Origin of the sequence: Lysinibacillus boronitolerans JCM 21713 = 10a = NBRC 103108 (genome assembly GCF_000772935.1) — a bacterium.
GTDB lineage: Bacteria > Bacillota > Bacilli > Bacillales_A > Planococcaceae > Lysinibacillus > Lysinibacillus boronitolerans.
Genome location: NZ_JPVR01000081.1, coordinates 46941 through 62618, shown reverse-complemented (window position 1 = coordinate 62618; position 15678 = coordinate 46941). Strand labels below are relative to the sequence as shown.

Annotated in this window: 23 protein-coding genes; 18 read left to right on the top strand and 5 right to left on the bottom strand. The window is 38.5% G+C overall.

The window, feature by feature from the left end:
* The first annotated feature begins 130 nt into the window (after positions 1 to 130).
* From CD31_RS20730 to CD31_RS20720, 3 genes are all read left to right on the top strand, one after another.
* Positions 131 to 820, top strand: coding sequence for a hypothetical protein (locus tag CD31_RS20730; RefSeq protein WP_036080748.1), 690 nt, complete (start codon positions 131 to 133; stop codon positions 818 to 820).
* Between the two features lie 618 nt (positions 821 to 1438).
* The gene (locus CD31_RS20725) at positions 1439 to 2086 is read left to right on the top strand and encodes a class I SAM-dependent methyltransferase (RefSeq protein WP_036080745.1); all 648 of its coding nucleotides are present in this window, start codon (positions 1439 to 1441) and stop codon (positions 2084 to 2086) included.
* Entirely contained in the window at positions 2076 to 3059 is a 984-nt protein-coding gene (locus CD31_RS20720) for an HD domain-containing protein (protein WP_036080742.1), read from the top strand. Before CD31_RS20725 ends, CD31_RS20720 begins: the two co-directional genes overlap by 11 nt.
* A 15-nt stretch (positions 3060 to 3074) precedes the next feature.
* Here CD31_RS20720 and CD31_RS20715 read toward each other — a convergent pair whose 3' ends face one another.
* A complete protein-coding gene (locus CD31_RS20715; RefSeq protein ID WP_081977528.1) occupies positions 3075 to 3371 on the bottom strand; it encodes a hypothetical protein in 297 nt (98 codons plus the stop codon).
* A gap of 181 nt (positions 3372 to 3552) precedes the next feature.
* Between CD31_RS20715 and CD31_RS20710 the strand changes: the two genes are divergently transcribed.
* The 11 genes from CD31_RS20710 (at position 3553) to thrS (ending at position 10096) form a co-directional block, all read left to right on the top strand.
* The gene (locus CD31_RS20710) at positions 3553 to 3738 is read left to right on the top strand and encodes a hypothetical protein (protein WP_140422997.1); all 186 of its coding nucleotides are present in this window, start codon (positions 3553 to 3555) and stop codon (positions 3736 to 3738) included.
* 41 nt (positions 3739 to 3779) lie between these two features.
* On the top strand, positions 3780 to 3995 hold the full coding sequence (locus tag CD31_RS20705) for a hypothetical protein (RefSeq protein ID WP_036080731.1): 216 nt from the start codon (positions 3780 to 3782) through the stop codon (positions 3993 to 3995).
* A gap of 86 nt (positions 3996 to 4081) precedes the next feature.
* A complete protein-coding gene (locus CD31_RS20700) occupies positions 4082 to 4480 on the top strand; it encodes a MarR family winged helix-turn-helix transcriptional regulator (RefSeq protein ID WP_016993932.1) in 399 nt (132 codons plus the stop codon).
* Complete coding sequence (locus tag CD31_RS20695; RefSeq protein ID WP_016993931.1) at positions 4480 to 4827, top strand: DUF3147 family protein; 348 nt, start codon at positions 4480 to 4482, stop codon at positions 4825 to 4827. Before CD31_RS20700 ends, CD31_RS20695 begins: the two co-directional genes overlap by 1 nt.
* A gap of 15 nt (positions 4828 to 4842) precedes the next feature.
* The gene (locus CD31_RS20690) at positions 4843 to 5328 is read left to right on the top strand and encodes a GNAT family N-acetyltransferase (RefSeq protein WP_036080726.1); all 486 of its coding nucleotides are present in this window, start codon (positions 4843 to 4845) and stop codon (positions 5326 to 5328) included.
* A gap of 46 nt (positions 5329 to 5374) precedes the next feature.
* Positions 5375 to 5839 carry a hypothetical protein gene (locus CD31_RS20685; protein WP_016993929.1) on the top strand — a complete coding sequence of 155 codons (465 nt, stop codon included), beginning with the start codon at positions 5375 to 5377 and terminating at the stop codon, positions 5837 to 5839.
* A gap of 123 nt (positions 5840 to 5962) precedes the next feature.
* Positions 5963 to 6469: a hypothetical protein gene (locus CD31_RS20680; protein WP_036080724.1), complete on the top strand. Its 507-nt coding sequence runs from the start codon at positions 5963 to 5965 to the stop codon at positions 6467 to 6469.
* 120 nt (positions 6470 to 6589) lie between these two features.
* Positions 6590 to 7186 carry a hypothetical protein gene (locus CD31_RS20675; protein WP_016993927.1) on the top strand — a complete coding sequence of 199 codons (597 nt, stop codon included), beginning with the start codon at positions 6590 to 6592 and terminating at the stop codon, positions 7184 to 7186.
* A gap of 11 nt (positions 7187 to 7197) precedes the next feature.
* Positions 7198 to 7554, top strand: a complete 357-nt coding sequence (locus tag CD31_RS20670) for a hypothetical protein (protein ID WP_036080721.1) — start codon at positions 7198 to 7200, stop codon at positions 7552 to 7554.
* A 14-nt stretch (positions 7555 to 7568) separates the two neighbouring features.
* Positions 7569 to 7799: a hypothetical protein gene (locus CD31_RS20665; protein ID WP_036080718.1), complete on the top strand. Its 231-nt coding sequence runs from the start codon at positions 7569 to 7571 to the stop codon at positions 7797 to 7799.
* 380 nt (positions 7800 to 8179) lie between these two features.
* Positions 8180 to 10096 (top strand): threonine--tRNA ligase, encoded by a 1917-nt coding sequence (thrS, locus tag CD31_RS20660; RefSeq protein ID WP_036080715.1) that lies wholly within the window; start codon positions 8180 to 8182, stop codon positions 10094 to 10096.
* A 124-nt stretch (positions 10097 to 10220) separates the two neighbouring features.
* Here the strand turns inward: thrS and CD31_RS20655 are convergent, their stop codons facing one another.
* Together CD31_RS20655 and CD31_RS20650 are read right to left on the bottom strand one after the other, a co-directional pair.
* On the bottom strand, positions 10221 to 10691 hold the full coding sequence (locus tag CD31_RS20655; RefSeq protein ID WP_016993924.1) for a hypothetical protein: 471 nt from the start codon (positions 10689 to 10691) through the stop codon (positions 10221 to 10223).
* 172 nt (positions 10692 to 10863) lie between these two features.
* Positions 10864 to 11034 (bottom strand): aspartyl-phosphate phosphatase Spo0E family protein, encoded by a 171-nt coding sequence (locus CD31_RS20650; RefSeq protein WP_004230265.1) that lies wholly within the window; start codon positions 11032 to 11034, stop codon positions 10864 to 10866.
* A gap of 944 nt (positions 11035 to 11978) precedes the next feature.
* Between CD31_RS20650 and CD31_RS20645 the strand changes: the two genes are divergently transcribed.
* Entirely contained in the window at positions 11979 to 12536 is a 558-nt protein-coding gene (locus CD31_RS20645; protein WP_036080711.1) for a histidine phosphatase family protein, read from the top strand.
* A gap of 53 nt (positions 12537 to 12589) precedes the next feature.
* Here CD31_RS20645 and CD31_RS20640 read toward each other — a convergent pair whose 3' ends face one another.
* Positions 12590 to 13141 (bottom strand): GNAT family N-acetyltransferase, encoded by a 552-nt coding sequence (locus CD31_RS20640; RefSeq protein ID WP_036080708.1) that lies wholly within the window; start codon positions 13139 to 13141, stop codon positions 12590 to 12592.
* A gap of 200 nt (positions 13142 to 13341) precedes the next feature.
* Between CD31_RS20640 and CD31_RS20635 the strand changes: the two genes are divergently transcribed.
* Genes CD31_RS20635 through CD31_RS20625 form a run of 3 tightly spaced genes read left to right on the top strand, consistent with a single transcriptional unit; the run spans position 13342 to position 14845 of the window.
* Positions 13342 to 13929 (top strand): SMI1/KNR4 family protein, encoded by a 588-nt coding sequence (locus CD31_RS20635; protein WP_036080705.1) that lies wholly within the window; start codon positions 13342 to 13344, stop codon positions 13927 to 13929.
* Between the two features lie 2 nt (positions 13930 to 13931).
* On the top strand, positions 13932 to 14414 hold the full coding sequence (locus tag CD31_RS20630; protein WP_036081564.1) for a GNAT family N-acetyltransferase: 483 nt from the start codon (positions 13932 to 13934) through the stop codon (positions 14412 to 14414).
* Complete coding sequence (locus tag CD31_RS20625) at positions 14411 to 14845, top strand: GNAT family N-acetyltransferase (protein ID WP_036080702.1); 435 nt, start codon at positions 14411 to 14413, stop codon at positions 14843 to 14845. The genes CD31_RS20630 and CD31_RS20625 overlap by 4 nt, the downstream gene beginning before the upstream one ends.
* Positions 14846 to 14859: 14 nt before the next feature.
* On the opposite strand, the gene CD31_RS20620 is transcribed toward CD31_RS20625, so the two are convergent.
* Entirely contained in the window at positions 14860 to 15597 is a 738-nt protein-coding gene (locus CD31_RS20620) for a class I SAM-dependent methyltransferase (RefSeq protein WP_036080699.1), read from the bottom strand.
* Between the last annotated feature and the right edge of the window lie 81 nt (positions 15598 to 15678).

The following is a 15678-nucleotide window of genomic DNA, read 5'->3' as shown; positions in this document are numbered from 1 at the left end:
AATATAATTATATCATAAAAAAAAAAAATGGTAATATTTTGGATATTAATATTGAAATATTATCCAATATGGTTTATTGTTGTATATGTAATTTGAGTAAATATAAGTAAAAAGGAGAATTTTTTGCCATATGAAAAAATCACTATTAGTAGCAGTAGCTTCATTTTCAGTATTAAGTTTTGCTTCCACACAGAGCGTTAATGCACAGGAGCTAATAACACAGGAAGAAGAAGTGTCTACAGCTGAACAAGAGCTAAGAGAAATTCAACAAAAGTATAATATTGAAGAAGTGGATATAAATAAAATTCCTGAAGAGCATATTATTAAGTTCGATTCTGTAGAAGACTTAGAAGTTTTTATTAAAGAATTGCAGCTAGTAGAGAGCGAAGAAGTTGTTAATCCTTCTAATTTTTCAACAATTTCTCAAGATCAATTTGTTAATTCTTTAGCTGCTGCGGCTGCCACTAAATATTATGACGATTCTGCTAAAATGGATTGGTATTCGCCTTTCACAGGGTGGGGTGCTACATCTTTGCTACAGTTTAAACGCATAACTTTTGATTATAAGTATTATTATGCTGGTAAAGTAAAACGATTTAAAGCAGATAGTATAACTAATATTGTATCTGAGATTTATGGAGTAAGTGCTTGGACATGGACTCAATCAGGAAAAGGAAAATCAAAAATAAGTAACACGCCAAGTGCATCTTCTGCGACAATAGAAACAGACGGATTCTACACTTTAGGTGTATCTTTAAATGGATTTACTATTGGAGCGAAATTACCAGGCACTATTAAGAGAACTTATGATTTATCATAAATTTTAGAAATTTATTCAATAAAAAGCCCAGACCCTCGGGACTGACCCAAATAGTATAGACAGATACAAAAGCATCTTCGATTGAAATCGGGTTTAGAAACCTAAACTTCAGTTAGGAGGTGCTTTTTCTATGAGTACAAGAGTTAGTTATCTATATGAGATAAAAATGAAAGAAATTAAACTGCAACTAGCAGATATAACAATGAGACCGGTTATATTGTTATAAATTTAGCAAATTTGAAAATCAATTTTGGGTTTACTTAATATTTCGATTTATGTTTGATGCCTTATATTTAGCGACAAAAAATGAGAGCAACCAAAAAGAATTATACGATTTTAAAAAAGAACACAAATTTATGCTGAAATAATCAGCCTAAATAGTTTTAATACCTTCAAGAAACCACTAATGAGCATTACAAGTGAATGCGATCATCATTATTATTACAGCTTTTTACAATTTGATAAATGATAAAGCACTGTTTATTTTCTGAATTGTTGGAAAGGTAATAAATTGGTATAATGGACTGAATTGGTTAATGAAGGGGGATTTATGATGAAACAGATGACTGAACGTAAATTAATGAATGCTTGGAGAATTTATACATTGTAGGAGGCACTATGCTATTAAATAAACAAGGTTTTGATTTATGGGCCGATGGATACGACCAAACGGTACAACACAGTGAGGAAAAGTATCAGTACCCATTTGCAGGCTATAAAGCGATTTTAAATAAAATTTTCAATGAAGTGATGGCTGTTCCCGCTTCCACTGTTTTAGATATTGGCTTTGGAACAGGGGTATTAACGGCAAAGCTTTATGAACAGGGGCATTCGATTTATGGCTTTGATTTTTCAGCGAACATGATTGCCATTGCAAAGGAAAAAATGCCAGAGGCTCACCTAATGGAGTGGGATTTAATGAATGGCTTGCCACAGGAGCTATTACAGCAGCCCTATGATGCGATTATTAGTACGTATGCGCTCCATCATTTTACAGATGAGCAAAAGGCTTTGTATATCACACAATTATTACAGCACCTATCACCAACAGGGAAAATTTTAATTGGCGATGTAGCTTTCCAGACAAGAGAGCAGCTGGAGCAATGTCGTCAAGATAGCAAGGGATACTGGGATGAGGATGAATTTTACTTTGTCCATGAGGAGCTAAAGGTCGCCTTACAGGAAATATGTGAGTTAGCATTTTACCCACTATCGCATTGTGGTGGAGTCTTTGTGATTAGTCGGAAGAATATAAATGCTGATTAGTGACCCCTTATATGGAGAGTTTGAAATAGATGGTTTGTTAGAGGAATTGATTGTAAGTAAGCCAGTTCAACGCTTAAAAAAAATTCATCAGGCTGGGGCAGGCTTTCTAGTAAATAGCAGGTGGACTATTTCAAGATTTGAGCATTCTGTAGGTGTTATGCTGCTTATTAGACAGCTTGGTGGTTCCTTGCAGGAGCAGGTGGCAGGCTTATTACATGATGTGTCCCATACCGCTTTTTCTCATGTGGTGGATGTTGTCCTTGAAAATGAGGTGGAAGATTACCATGAAGCGATATTCATGGATGTTATCAAACAGTCTTCGATACCTGCGATTCTTGAAAAATATGGCTACGAGGTAGAGAACATACTTGATACATCCGGATGGTCGTTACTTGAACAACCTGCTCCAGCATTGTGTGCGGACCGAATCGATTATACATTAAGAGATAGGTATTTTTATGGAAATTTAGCCTTGGAAGATATCCAAAAATTTTTACAGGACTTATTCGTTTTTCAGGGGAAACTGTGTGTTAAAACGATTGAGCGTGCAGAATGGTTTGTAAAAATTTATTATCAGGAAGTGTTAGATTTTTTCTTGCACCCTTTAAATATCTATGCGACTAGTTCGTTAGCAAATGTATTAAAACTGTCGCTAGCAAAACAAATTCTAACGCTTGAAGATTTCCTAAAAACTGATCATGAGGTATTGCAGCAAATGAAGGCTTCACATGATCAAGACGTTCTTGCTCTTTTACAACAATTACATGAAAATGTAGAGGCAAGAGAGGAACAAGAGAATTATGACATTCATTTTCGCAATAAAGTGCGACTCATCGACCCAGCTATCTATCATCAACAGCGACTATGGAAGGCGAGCGAGATATCTAACCATGTCAAAGCAATGAATGTCTCTGCTTTGGAAAGGTTTGAGCAGGGTGTTTACGTGAAAATAATCAATGAGGAGCTGTCATAGGGCAGCTCCTTTTCTTTAGGCAAACATGGATAAAATATATTTGCCAGAAAGCATAAATACGGCATAGACAGCGAGCGCACTCATAACGGAAATGCCTGGTTTAAACCAGCTTGTTAGGAGGAACGCGAGCACGGTAAATAACAGCATGCCAACCGCTCCAAATACCGTGTTTTGTAGGACCGTATGAAAGGTATCTTCTTTCATATTTTTCATTTGCATGCCCATATTAATGAGCGTCAAAATCGGTAAGGCTGTAATGATGCCTGATAAAAATAAATACTTCGATTGGCTAAGTAGTAGTGCTAGCACCATGATTGTGCCACCTACTAAAAAATAGAGAAAGTATAACATGGGATGCCCTCAATTAAATTCAGAATAGAGTAATAATACTGTAGAAAATAAGTGTCCACAAGTACCCATTGATAATAGTTAGCAAGATGTGCAGAAAGATAGATGTTTATGAAAAATAGATAGAATATTTGGGAGGGGGTAAGTGGTGATGTCCATTTTATCCTTTCTGCTTTTATATGCAGTTGGCATACCAATCTCCACGCTGTTGCATGAAATAGGGCATGCAATAAGCGTTATAGTTTGTTCAAAGGAACGAGCCCATGTTTATTTAGGAGCAAAAAATCTTCCTGAAAGCTTTCGTGTACGCCGCAAAACGGAAGTAGCTTAACCCGCAAGCAGTCGCTTGTATTTATGGCGGGTGGACCTATTATGACTTTATTGCTGTTGCTTATAGCCAGCTATCTAGCCCGATATTTTGCTGCTTATGCAGGGATACACTATTTTTTCAATGGCCTTTTTTATTTGAATACTTTTCAATTTCTTGCAACAGCAGTACCGCTAATTTATCCAAACTGGTATAAACCCTATGCAGGATTACCATCAGATGGCTATCAGATGCTAAGCTTACTGAAGAAAAATATCTGAAAATAAAAACTTTAACGAGGTCGCTTTTAATATATCGTTATATACGATATAATCGTTTTGAACGATATATTAAAGGAGTTATTACAATGATTAAAGATATAAATGATTATTTTACAACGATATTCTATCATCTACATACAACCCATGAAGATGTTATTTCCCATCAAAGCGTGCGTATTTTGCAAATGATTCAAAAGGAAGCCGAAGTGACGGTGCGTGATATTGCAGGGTTATTAAACATTTCTCCTAATACGGCGTCAGAGCATGTGAAAAAGCTAGAGCGCCATGGCTGGGTGATGAAGGAGCGAGCAAGTGACGATCAGCGTAAGGTCATGTTGCATTTAACAGAAGAGGGGCTACAAGTGCTGAAGAAAAACTCGGAGCTAGATGATGATAAGCTACAGCATGCCCTTAATCAGCTAACTGAGCAGGAGCAGCAAGCCATTCTACAGGCGTTTCGACGTCTAAGTGAGGTGGCAAAATAATGTATACATTCTTTAAAATTTTGAGTTCAGCAGCTATCATTGGCGTTGTGACGGAGGTTGCACGACGATTTCCTACCTATGGAGGCATTATTGCTGCGTTGCCCTTGGTGAGTATTTTAAGCATTATCTGGCTGACAGTGCAAAGTGAGTCGAGTGAGCATATTCAGCGCTTTACGGTGGGCGTTATCGTTGGCTTGCCCGCAACGATGTGCATGCTATTTGTGATTTACATGGCGATGAAATCCTCCGTGCATATTGTACTAGCTATTGGTCTTGGTGTGCTGTCCTGGGCTGTATTTTTAGGCATACAAAAGGCGATTGCAGGGGTTTTTCATATTTCCATTTAAGAAGGAGTTTAGAGAATGACGATTATTACCATACATCAAGTACCAAAACAAACTGTACATGATTTTTTTCAGGAGCATTGGGGTTCAACGGAAATGGTCATCTCCAGTGGCATTTATGACTGTAGTAATTTAGCAGGCTTTGCTTTTATGAATGAGCAAGAAATGATGATCGGTTTAATCACCTATATCGTGCGGGAAGAGGACTGTGAAATCATTTCGTTAGATAGTACGGTCGAGGGAAGAGGTATTGGTTCTGCGCTTGTGAAAGCGGTAGAACAAGTAGCACTGGAGCAGGGTTGTACAAGCATATCACTCATTACAACAAACGATAATTTACATGCATTGAAATTCTATCAAAAACGTGGCTATTGTTTAATAGAAATACTGCGTAATGCAGTTGAAAAAGCGAGAGCCTATAAGCCTTCTATCCCACTCATCGGCGATGACGGTATTCCAATACGAGATGAAATACGTTTACAAAAACAACTTGACTGTCAATAAGTCAGGTTGTTTTTTGTTATACTGGTGAAGGAAAGAGAGGGAAAGTATGAAAAAAATACTATTTATTTTAATGCTGAGTGTGCTTTTGGTCGGAGCAATCTTTATGATTTATCTCAAAAGCAATCCACCACTTGTTATTCAAAGCTATACCAGCAAACAAGGCAATGAAGCAGTTAAAATCATCGCACTTGAAAATACTGGGCTGCGTGAAATAAAGCTGAAGCAAATACTGGTGAATGAGCAGCGATCTAATAACGCTAAACTTATAATAAGTAAGGCAGAACCTTTTGAGGCGGAAACAAAGCTAGAGGGAAATGACCAACTATCTTTTCATAACTTAGCACAGCGGACGATCGTACCTCGAAGATACATAAATCAACAAGCTATTGGCGAGCAGCCACAGCATTATGCTGTTCAAGTTCAAGCATCTAACAACCAAAAAGTAACAATTTACTATGAATATTTAAAAATACCTTTTACACTAACAGTTGAGCTTCAAGCCAACAAATAATCACTTTTTGTCTTATCCTTTATGCCTGTGTCATTTTCTAAGATTGTTTGGTGAAAAGCTCCTATCCCTCCTAGAACATGGTAATATTGTAATAACAGCAATTGTGATACTAGGAGGGACCTAATGGCATTTATCATCTTGTGTATAGTACTAATTATCTGTGTTATCACTGTGGCTTTAGGGTTTATGAAAAAGCTTTCGAAAAATGATATTATGCTTGAAGTGACAGCCACTTGTGAAGGGAAAAATGAAGACAATCAAGCGATTATGAAGATATATTTTAGGTATTCCATTGGACGTCTTGCAAGAAGGAAAAGAGAAATGATAGGCAGTATTGAATGGTCTGAAGGATGGATGCCTGTCAGCTATAATTTAAAAGAACATGGCGTGTATGATGAAGAACGACTTCTGTATGCAACGAATGAGCAAACGTATTCCACCTTTGAAATCAATGCGACGAATGCGCTTGATGAGCAAGGACGGGGAGAGGGCTACGTGGTCCTTGTATTGGAAAAGCCAAATACCTCTCATATGTCCCGAGCGGGTGTTATTCTCGCTGTGACAGCCAATATGGTTACATATCAATTATCAGACTCGACAAGCTGGCACAATGATATGCTAGCGAACTAGCTATCCAATGGATTGGATAGCTTTTTTGTATTTACAAGTAAAAATAGGTTGTATATGGAACCAATTGGGGAAAATAACGTATAGAAAGAAGAAGGACTTGCAGGAGGAAGGAGGATGTAGATGTCCGAACAACATAGCAAAAACTATGATTCAAGGCTCGTCACACTAGATGAGCAAATATGTGCACTTTTGCAGCAACGAAAAGAGCAATCAGCTCATACTCCAGGCTTTCCATCGGATGATACCATTTCAAAATGGGCAAAGCAATATGGATTTGATGACACTTTTTTAGCGATGTTCTTCCAATTGATTAAATCAGAAAAATACTATACATCAAACGTAGAACCAACAGGCTTCCGTCACTATATCCCTGTGTTGAAAACGGTAGAAGGGGGAGAGCGTTTGTATACGGTTTCTTATGTTCGTCAATATGACAATGCAAGTGTAGTGCAATTATTAATCGATTGGGATGAGCAGCAAGAACCACAGCTAACGATTCAGCAAAAATTACAACGAAATCATTTTGGCCTATACATCGATGAGTCCTATGAATGTCGAAGTAAAGGTACAGGCGGCTCAAATGGTCATGAAAGCAGTACGTACGTGGTGACACCACCCTTGCCAGATGATTTAAGGGGACTGCATTTTGTTTTTACAGAATACGAAGATGTCTTTGAAGAAAAGCCTACAGGATGGGCTGTTACCATACAAGGTTAGGGGGATGTTGAATGAAAAAATGGATGCTTCCACTTGTCCTCGTCATCCTATTGACGGCTTGTCAAAGCCCTGAGCAGGAGATACATTATATCGCTAAAAGTGAGCATTGGAAAGCCATCTATCATAGTAATGGCGAGGTGGGCTTGCGCTTATTTTATCTGGGAGATGATGATGATTTAGGGCCTTTAGAAATTACGATTGAGGGGACAAAAGAATCCAAAAATTTAAGTGATGTTCAGTTAAATAAAGATGGCTATTATTCCTTCACAAAAAAAGAAAGTGAGAAAATCTTTAAACGAGAAACAAAGCCTTTGATCCATGTAGAATGGCAAGCTGGAGATGAGACCTTAGAGGTGAAAAATCATTAGGAGGTAATAATAAAATGCGAATTGAACAGCCCGAGGATATAGTGGTAATTGATGGCCTTGAAATCAGCGGAACGATTCAAAAAAATCAACAATGCTCGAGTTGTCAAAATGCCATCATCTATGATGACACGTTCGATAGTTATTTTTGTGCGATGTGTAATGAGTGGCAAGAGGCGGCATGTGATGACCCGCATTGTCACTACTGTGTACATCGTCCAGAACGCCCATTGCCAATCCATCGCTAAATTCTTTCTTATTTTAGGGTTTGACAAAGAATTCGCTATTCGTTATAGTAATTAACAATTTCATACAAAAATGAAATGGGCAATGATAAGGACAATAGATTCGATTAACCATTTTTAGAGAGGGAGGCCTTGGCTGCAAGCTTCCTAATGTCGTAATCCTATCTTACTACCTTGGAGCCGTGCTTGGAAACTTGCACCGTTTTTTTGCGACGTTATAGCAAAATCAATGAGCCACTAGCTAATAAACTAGTGGGAATTTGGGTGGAACCACGGGTAAACAACACATACTCGTCCCTTAGTAGGGACGGATATGTGTTTTTTTATCTACACAATTATGCTGAGGTGTAATTGATTTTATTACTAAAAAAGGAGTAGAGAACATGTCAAATCAACGTATTCACATTCAATTTCCAGATGGTCAACAGCAAGCATTTCCAAAAGGTGTGACACTAACCGATATTGCACAAGCGATTCGTCCAGCGCTTCGTAAAAAGGCAGTCGCAGGGAGTGTTAACGGAACCATCATTGATTTGACGCGCCCGATTATGGAAGATGCACAAATTACATTGTACGATGCAAGCTCAAAGGAAGGCATCGAGGTCATTCGCCATTCTACAGCCCATTTATTAGCTCAGGCAATTAAACGACTTTATCCACATGCACAATTTGGAGTAGGACCAGTCATTGAAAATGGCTTTTATTATGATATAGATATTGCTGATACACTGACACCGAGTGATTTGCAGGAAATTGAAAAGAAAATGAAACAAATTGTACAGGCAAATATTCCAATTCATAGACGTGAGGTTTCACGTGAAGCAGCGAAGCAATTATTCGCCCATGATGCGTTAAAGCTAGAGCTGTTAGAGGCCATACCTGCTAATGAGCTTGTTACGATATATGAGCAGGGGGAGTTTTACGATTTATGTCGTGGCCCACATGTCCCGTCTACAGGCAAATTACAGCATTTTAAATTAATGCATGTGTCGGGCGCTTACTGGCGAGGTGATAGCAATAATCAAATGCTTCAACGTATTTATGGCGTTGCCTTTGCGACAAAGGAAGAACTTCACGATCATTTTGTCTTTTTGGAGGAAGCAGAAAAGCGGAATCATCGCAAGCTGGGAAAAGAGCTGTCTTTATTTATGTTTTCAGAGGAAGCACCTGGCATGCCCTTCTATTTAGCAAACGGTCAAATTTTACGTAATGAACTGGAATCGTATTTGCGACATTTACAAGCGAAATATGACTATAGAGAAGTACGGACACCACTCATGATGAACCAACGCCTATGGGAGCAATCGGGCCACTGGGATCATTATAAGGACAATATGTATTTCACACAGGTGGATGACCAAAGCTTTGCCTTAAAGCCGATGAACTGTCCAGGGCATATGCTGATTTTCAAAAATGCCTTACATTCCTATCGAGATTTACCAATACGTATGGCGGAATTTGGGCAAGTGCATCGACATGAATTTAGTGGTGCCTTGAATGGTCTATTACGTGTACGAACTTTTTGTCAGGATGATGCCCATATTTTTGCAACACCACAGCAAATTGAGGATGAAATTGCGTTGGCCTTAAAGATTATAGATGAAGTGTACAACGTCTTTGGATTTGCTTATACGATTGAATTATCGACACGACCAGATGATTATATGGGTGATTTGGCACTGTGGGATCAAGCAGAAGCAGCACTTGAAAATGTCCTAAACAATTTAGGTATTGCCTATACAATTAATGCAGGGGACGGAGCTTTCTATGGACCGAAAATTGACATCCATATTAAAGATGCAATTCAGCGCAGTCATCAATGTGCAACGGTTCAGCTTGATTTCCAGCTACCAGAGAAATTTGATTTAACATATATTAATGAACACAACGAAAGGGTGAGACCTGTTGTCATTCATCGTGCAGTGTTTGGCTCAATTGATCGCTTCTTAGGTATTTTAATCGAGCATTTTGGCGGTGCATTCCCAACTTGGCTGGCACCACAGCAAGTGCAAGTTATTGGGGTAGCAGAGGCACATCAAGGCTATGCCAAGCAAGTTGTTGAAGCTTTACAACAGGCACAAATCCGTGTGCAATTAGATGATCGCGAAGAAAAGCTCGGTAAAAAGATACGGGAAGCCCAATTGCAAAAAATACCCTATATTGTGGTTATCGGGGATCGTGAGGTTGCCAGCCAAACTGTAGCTGTTCGCAGACATGGTCAGCAAAACTCTATTGATAAGTCACTACAGCAATTAATAGAAGAAGTCACAGCAGCCATTCAACAAAAAAGTTTAACTTAATTCAAGTAAAGAAAGCTTGCGATGAATATTCGTCATTCATCGCAAGCTTTTCAATTGTTAAAAAATTTTTACTTCTATTTTTTTGAAATGACTACTAGAATCTACATGGTGTGCATACAATGAATTAAAGGTGCTTGGAACTTTCTTGAAAAAGCGAATGTCCCAGTATTACTTCTTCTGTTTCAGCGTCGATGACAAGAAATTTGCGATAGGATTCATCGGTATTGTGCTGAAAGGATGCTAAAAAATAAACTTGTCGATTGGGATGAATAAAAGTATGTTGAGAGAGGTCTATTGTTTCCTGTTTACCATCTGTTTGTAAATAAAAACGTTTTGTCGCATTTGCTACATCTTTAAAAGCCATCTTTTGACGAATATTCAATGAAGCATTGGCATATTCCTCATAAATCGCACGATTAAGCTGCTGATAAAATTTGTCCTCATCACGAAACGATTGAAATTGGTTGTTTGGGTATTGATATAGTGTATTTATTTCAGTTGGTGTGCAAAGTGTGGGTGTTGTATGGTCTACTGAATGTTGAGGTGGCAATAATATTTTGGAAACAACCATAAAAGTTAAGATGAATACGTGCATCATTCAACCTCCAAATGTTTTCTTATCAAAAACATCGCCTACTTTTTCATTCTCTATACATTTTGAGAAATGGCTAGGTGAATGCATGTATCATCCCCGATAAAACCAGCCAATAAAACATGGCCTGGCTTTATCATATCTATTCTTTCTTCTATTATATGCCTCGTTATGATTAGGAAGCTTGTGCTTGCTTTAAATATCTATTAAGTAAGACATCCAATTCTTGACTGTAATCTACTACAATAGGGTGGGTGAAACCAAGATCCTTTGCTTTTTTATACATAATTCTTCGTTTGATCTCAATTTCCGCCTTCAAGAATTGTTTAAGTAATAAGTTAACCAAGATATTTTCCTCCTAATTTTTTATCCATATTCTTGAAATAAATTTCTATGACCTCGATTCAACTTTTTCATTGTATATCACTTATATTAAAAAAAATGTCATATTGTGTATCGTTTCTCAAATTCGTAATTTAGTCATAGATAAGGTACTTCATCCTAATAAGCTTGATTAAAAATATTTGATGATTATAGATAAAAAATACTGTTAAATTTCCCTTTTATTGAATTTAATACATGACTTAAAACCCTATTCATGCGCTGGATAGGGTTATTCACTTTCTTAGTTTTAGAAAATATTAAGGGGAAAAAAGAGAAGTGTTAAGTCTTTTATACTAAGAAAAAAGTTGTGATTATAGATTGAATTTTTCGATAATTAAGCATGGCATTCATATCTTGTCACATTTTAGCAAATTCCCTTTTTTGTTGTTTAGAAATGGGGACATTTCATTGTCTATGGTGAAATGTTGAGAATTTTTGAAATTAATGGAATAATGGATAAGAGGGGATGAAGCAAAAGGTGAAAATAATTGATTCGATCATTGCTTGAGACGACATCAACTGAACTTAGCCATGTAGCGAATTTATCTTTGGAAAAAAGAGAGGACGATCAAGCTTTTTTAAACGATGGAGAGATTCATCATTTGCAGATTTTTTCGCCAGAGGAAATGCTGCTCATTCTGATTGAGTTAGTGGGAACCTCGTATGGATGCATGATATGCAATGACTGATAGCCATGATGCATTCCCCAGAAAAGAATTGTTTGAGCGAATTCACTTACGTATTTCATTATAGATTTTTTGATCGAATAGCTCTATTAATGAATCGAGCATCTCTGATTTACAGGGCGTTCAACTGGAAATTTCCATTGGGAGTCAGCGCTATATCAAAACATATGCCCTGCAATTTGGAAGGTTCATTTAGCTAAACATTAAAGAGGAGAAGCAGATGACTGAAATTTATTTTGTTAGACATGCACATGCCCATTATTCAGAGGATGAATATCATCGTCCACTATCTGCTCAGGGACAAAGGGATACAGAGCGTGTCACAAATCTTTTGAAGCATCAACGAATCGATGCGGTTTATGCTAGCCCCTATCGAAGAGCCATTCAAACAGTGGAGGGGATTGCACAGGCTCGTCACTTACCCGTCCAAACGATAGATGGCTTAAAAGAGCGACAGCTTTCTACTGGGAAGCTGGAGGATTTTCATGCAGCAGTTCTACGGGTGTGGCATGAGCCAAGCTTTGCATGGGCGGGTGGAGAGTCCAATCAACAGGCGACGGCTCGCGCTATTCCAAGTTTGCGCAACATCCTTCTTGCTCATCCAGAGGAGTCTGTCGTTATCGGTACACATGGCAATATCATGGCATTGATGATGCACTATTTTGATGCCCAGTATGATTATGCATTTTGGCAAACGTTAAGTATGCCAGATATCTATCGATTAACCTTTCAAGGGCTATCCTTACAGGAAGTAGTACGCGTGTGGCAAGAGGACTGAACAAAAGAAAAGAGATACTACAGTAATCATAGTATCTCTGTTGTGCTATTCAGTTATTTCCTCTCCCATTCGGAGCGTAAGAGGCCAAATAATACCACGTCATGGAATGTACCGAAGCGGAAAATTTCTTGGCGTAAAATGCCTTCTTTTGTGAAACCACATTTTTCATAGGAGCGGATAGCTGCTGGGTTAAAGCTAAAAACCTGAAGCTTGATTTTCTGAACAGCGATATATTGGAAGATAAAATCAATGAGCGTTTTCATTGCATCCGTGCCATAGCCCTTGCCGTGCCACTCTTTCCCAATTGATATGCCCACAGAGCAAGTGCTATTTTGCCAATTCACTGCATAAACACCACAGGAGCCTATTAACTGATGTGACGTTTTTTCATAGATGCCAAAAAAGTATTCCTCCTTCTTCCCACTGATACTGTTAAAGAATGCGGTGTGATCCTCTATAGTTTGTGGAAAGGGAATTTCATCATTAGCAAGTAGCAAAGAGGTGATTTCGCTTTCGATTGCTATAAAAGCCTCTAGGTCAGTAGCAGTCATTTGCTGTAAAGTGATCGATTGACCTGTTAAAAATGTTTTCAAATAGTGTTCCATTATTGTATTCTCCCTTGTTTAAGGGCTGCAAGTAGCGTTACAACCCTACGATTGTTCGTAATACTTTCACGTCTACTGCATCTTTCACACTCATAAACCCACCCCTTTTTTGTGAATACTACCATAGTAGCATGAAGGACGAAGAGAATGGAAGAAATTATGTTAAAATATGTCATAGTTAAAGAGAGAGAGGGATTAAGATGCGCACACCTTACTTCGCGAATTTATTACAATACTTACCACAAGAAGAGCAGCAACAATTACAACAGGCTTTTGGTGCTTCAGATGCACAAATTCAGGCCTTGTTAGAAGTATTTCCGAAGTGCCCGCAAGCTTTGATTGAGCTATTACAGGATGTCAATGGTACATATTATTGTCAGCATGGGCAAGAAACGATATGTGTTCTAGTGCTGGGCTCTGATTTAGGGGATTACCCGTATTATCTTAAATCGGTGGAGCAAATCGTGAAAGATTACCATGACCAACGTGAAACGATTTATGAACGCTATCAGGAATTTTTAGCGTATGTTGAAGTAGATGAAAAGATTAATATGCATGTCCCGTTAAATGACCGGCTATGCTTTGCGGATTGTATGAATAATGGTGGCACATCAAGCCTATATATTGATTTTACGCCAAATGAAGCGGGGCAAGTTGGTCAGGTGGTTCGTTATGTGCATGATCCTGATAGCTTTGAGGTGATTGCCGCTTCGTTTGAGGATTATTTACAGCAACTTATAGAGGGAGACTATGAATTTACCGCTATATACGAGGAGGAATTTGAGTGACGATGCTACTGGTGTTCTATGAGGACAAAGCACAAAATTTAGTAGAACAATACACGTTAACAGAAGAGCAGCTACGCTATACAAAGTCTCCAAAGGAAAGCATTGCACTTGCTAAGCAGGATAATAGTAGGCACGCCATTTTAGCAATGGACGGCAACAAGCTAGTCACTTTCTTTGTCTTACATGAAAAAGAAGGGGTGACGCCTTACTCCTCCAATGAACAGGCGCTATTAATCCGTTCCTTTTCCACTGATTTTTATGAGCAGGGCAAAGGCTATGCCAAGACAGCGCTCCAATTATTGCTTGACTTTGTGCGCAAGCATTTCCCACACATCAATGAGCTGGTGCTTGGGGTCAATGTGCCAAATAGAGCGGCTCAAGAACTTTATAAGCGATGTGGCTTTGTCGATGAAGGCAGACAGGCAATGGGACTTCGAGAGGAGCTAAAGGTGATGAGCTATTATATGAAGGAGGTTGAAAATTGAGCCATCATATAATCGAAGCAAGAATGGAGCATTTACAAGCACTTTGTACAATCGATCAAGAAGTGATTGGAGATTCATCCAGAGCGGAAGAAATTCAGCAAGCTATCAAAGAGAAACGCTGTTTGCTCTACCAATCCGCCGATACCATTTTAGGGTTTCTGCTATTTAGCAATGACTTTTTTGGCTATAGCTTTATTTCCTTAGTCATTGTCAGGCCGTCCGAGCGCAGAAAGGGGATTGCATCTGCCTTAATGACCACTTATATCCAAAGGGCTCAAACAGCAAAGGTTTTCTCCTCTACAAATCAATCCAATAGGCGTATGCACCAGCTTTTTCATAACCTAGGCTTTGTCAAAAGCGGTTTTATTGACAACTTGGATGAGGGAGACCCAGAAATTATTTATATGAAACAAGCCTCACCACAGAAGTAGGGTGAGGCTTTCGTTTATTTTTTTGCTTTGATGAATATAAAGGATGGCCTGCGTAGTTCCTTTTCAATAGAAGGAAGCTGTTGAATGGCTTCTTGGGTTGGAATTGGTTCTACGATTTTCTCAATCGTTAACCCATGGGCAATCAATGTATTGACCAGCGTCGCTATGGTGCGATGGTATTTGACAACACCCTCCACCAACCATGTTTGCTTACGCGAGCCTTCATCCTGATAATGATCCACAGCATAGTGCAAACGGTGATGATTGTCATCATATACCCAATTACCATCCGTTGTATGACGAGCTGTAGCAATAGGATGCTCCACAGAGAAAATAAATACACCATTAGGACGTAGCATACGAGCAATTTGACCAATGACCGCATCGAAATCTTTGACATAATGAAGAGATAGGGAGCTGGTTATACAATCAAAGCTATCCGTAGGGGCTTCATAATCCTCGATTGCCTGTAGCTGATAGTCAATTTGTTGGTGGGCATGCTCCTGTTTGGCGATGGACAGCATATTCTTCGAAACATCTAATGCGGTTACATGCTTGGCTTGATGGTCGATACAATACTTGGCGAAATCCCCCATACCACAGCCAATATCGAGTATCTGTAAATTTGTCAAAGGTGGAAGTAAAGCCTTCATCGTGGGCTGCTCCAAAAGATGGTTATAATTAGATGCTTTTTGTCTCAATGTCTTGTAGTGATGAAAAAATATCGGATTATCATAAATATTTTGTTTCATTAAAAGCCTCCAGTTTATGAAACATAACGTTATGTCATTTGTGCGCATCATTATTGTCCCATGTAGAGATAAAAAGAAATA